Annotated in this window: 2 protein-coding genes; both read left to right on the top strand. The window is 61.6% G+C overall.

Going from position 1 to position 3,169, the window contains the following annotated elements; genetic code table 11:
- A partial coding sequence (locus AMA01_RS12130) for a (Fe-S)-binding protein (RefSeq protein WP_067851334.1) occupies window positions 1-1,576 on the top strand: 1,576 nt, incomplete at its 5' end.
- Window positions 1,573-3,169 (top strand): 3-hydroxyacyl-CoA dehydrogenase (locus tag AMA01_RS12135; protein WP_067851336.1); only part of this gene is annotated, 1,597 nt, incomplete at its 3' end. The genes AMA01_RS12130 and AMA01_RS12135, both read left to right, overlap by 4 nt.

Here is a 3,169-nt window from a genome sequence, read left to right on the forward strand (position 1 = left end):
CTTTTGGTGGCTTCACCTGCTGGTCCTGCTGACCTTCTTGGTGTATGTGCCGCAGTCAAAGCACTTTCACCTGATGGTGGCGCCCATCAACATCTGGCTGCATCGCAAGGGGGCGCCAGGTCGGCTCCGCCCTCTGAACCTGGAGGACGAAAACGCAGAGTCGTTTGGCGTCGGCAGCGTGGAGGAGTTCGAGCGCAAGCAGATGATCGACTTCTTCGCCTGCGTCGAGTGCGGGCGATGCACCAATTCGTGCCCGGCGTCCAACACCGGCAAGCCGCTCTCCCCGATGCACCTGATTGTCAAGATGCGCGACCACCTCATCGAAAAGGGCGTGGCGCAGACAGGTTTGAAGGCGTTCGAACCGGGTTTCCTGCTGCCCAAGCGCGACGGGATGGCGCACAAAATGGCGTCCGGCGGCGAAGACATCACGTTCCCGGAGGGCGTCGTCACGGACATCGAGCCGACGCTTCATTGGCAGAAGGAGGAGTGGCGGCTCACGGAGGCAAATCCGATGGATCTGTCGCTCATCGGCGACGTCATCACCGAAGAGGAGATCTGGGCCTGCACGACGTGCCGCAACTGTGAGGATCAGTGCCCGGTCGGGAATGAACATGTGGATAAGATCATTGACCTACGCCGCTACCTGGTGTTGATGGAGGGCAGCATGCCCAAGGAAGCTCAGCGTGCGATGCAGAACATCGAGCGCCAGGGGAACCCGTGGGGCTTGAGCCGCAAGGATCGCGCGCAATGGATGGATGGGCTGGACGTGCCAGTCCCGACGGTGCATGAGAATCCGAATTTCGAATACCTGTTCTTTGTCGGTTCGATGGGCTCGTACGACCGGCGAGCGCGCAAGGTCACGCATGCGGTGGTGCGCCTGTTGCAGCAAGCCGGCGTGAACTTCGCGGTTCTCGGTGATGAGGAGAATGGTTCGGGTGATACGCCGCGTCGCCTTGGCAACGAAATGTTGTTCCAACAGCTTGCCATGGAGAACATCGCGACGTTTCAACAATATGGGGTGCGCAAGATTGTGACCGCGTGCCCGCACACGTTCAACACGCTGAAAAACGAGTACCCGGATTTCGGGCTCGAAGGTGTGGAGGTGTATCACCACACGCAATTGCTCGCCCAGTTGGTTCGCGAGGGCAAGCTCCGGCCGACGCACCCGCTCAACGAGCGGATCGTCTACCACGATGCCTGCTATCTGGGCCGCTACAACGGCGTGTTTGACGCGCCGCGCGATATCCTGAAGGCCATCCCGGGTGTGGAACTCGTGGAGATGGAGCGCAATCGCGAAAACGCGATGTGCTGCGGCGCAGGCGGTGGGCGGATGTGGATTGAGGAGACCCGCGGCAAGCGGATCAATCTCGCGCGCACCCAGCAGGCGCTCGCCACCAATCCGACGGTGATTGGCAGCGCGTGTCCGTACTGCCTGACGATGATGGAGGACGGCACGAAGCTGACCGAGACGGACGATCGCGTCAAGGCGCGCGATGTGGCCGAGCTGCTCGCCGCGTCGGTCTTTGGAGAAGACCTTCGCCAACCGACCGAAGATGAGGAGGTTCAAGCCGGATGAGACAAATTCGCCGAGCTGCTGTCATTGGTTCCGGCGTGATGGGGGCGCAAATTGCCGCCCATCTCGCCAACGTGGGCATTCCAAGCCTGCTGTTGGACCTGGTCCCGCACGAGTTGACCGCCGACGAGCAGAAGAAGGGGCTGTCGCTCGATCATCCTGCCGTCCGCAACCGTCTGGCGACGGAGGCCATTCGAAGGCTGCACAAGCTCAGCCCGGCGCCTTTGTTCCGCGCCGACTACGCGAAACTCATCACACCTGGAAACCTTGAGGACGATCTCCATCGGATCTCCGAGGTCGACTGGGTGATTGAGGTCATTGTGGAGAGCCTCGAACCCAAGCGCCAACTGCTCGAGCGCATCGAGCAACACTGGCACGAAGGCATGATTGTCAGCACCAACACGTCGGGCATCTCCATCAACGCGATGCTCGAGGGGCGAAGCGAGGCGTTCCGCCGACACTTTCTCGGCACCCACTTCTTCAATCCGCCGCGCTACATGAAGCTGTTGGAGGTCATTCCGGGTCGCGACACCGATCCCGCCATCGTGGAGTTCATGCGCGACTTCGGAACGGAGCGCCTCGGCAAGGGCGTGGTGCTTGCGAAGGACACGCCGAACTTCATCGCCAACCGCATCGGCACCTACGGGCTCTTGGTGACCGTCGAAGAGATGCAAAAGGGTGGCTTCTCCGTTGAGGAGGTCGACGCCATCACAGGTCCAGCGCTTGGTCGCCCGAAGAGCGCAACCTTCCGCACGCTCGATCTCGTTGGGATCGACACGTTCGTCCACGTCGCCAACAACGTGCGCGAAAACGTCGCGGATCCCGAAGAGCAGCGCGCATTCGTGGTGCCTGAGGCCATCCAGAAGCTCGTGGAGCGCGGGTGGCTCGGCGAGAAGAGCGGACAAGGCTTTTACAAGCGCGTCAAACAAAACGGCCAGCGCCAGATCCTCGTGCTGGACCTCGACACGCTTGAGTACCGCGAGCAAAAGAAGATCACTTCTTCAGCGCTCGAAGCCTCCAAGCAGGCCAGGGGTGCGGCAGGAAAGGCGAAGGCGCTCATTCAAGGCCGTGATAAGTATGCAGAGCTCGCCTGGAACATCGTCAAGCGCGTGCTCGTGTACTCGGCCGAGAAACTCGGCGAAATCGCGGACACGATTCAGGACATCGACGCGGCGATGCGCTGGGGGTTCAACTGGGACCTCGGTCCGTTTGAACTCTGGGATGCGCTCGGACTGGTGGAGACCGCGGAGCGGATGCGGGCGGAAGGCCTCCAGTTGCCTCAGTGGGTGGAGGACTGGATTGCTGCGGGCCACCGCGCCTTCTACGAGGAGGCGGACGGCAAGCTGACCATGCCGGTAAGCGGAAAGCCCGAGCCGGTGCGGGTGCCGGCAGGAGTGGTCGATCTCGCCGCGCTGAAGAAGGCGGGCAAGGTCATCGCACAGAACTCGGGCGCAAGCCTCATCGACCTGGGCGACGGCGTCGCATGCCTGGAGTTTCATTCGCAGAACAACGCCATTGGCCCGGACATTCTCGCGATGATCGAGAAGAGCGTGGCCATTGCGGAGAAAGACTTCGCAGGTCTCGTGGTCGCCAATC

Origin of the sequence: Alicyclobacillus mali NBRC 102425 (assembly GCF_001570745.1) — a bacterium.
Taxonomy (GTDB): domain Bacteria; phylum Bacillota; class Bacilli; order Alicyclobacillales; family Alicyclobacillaceae; genus Alicyclobacillus; species Alicyclobacillus mali.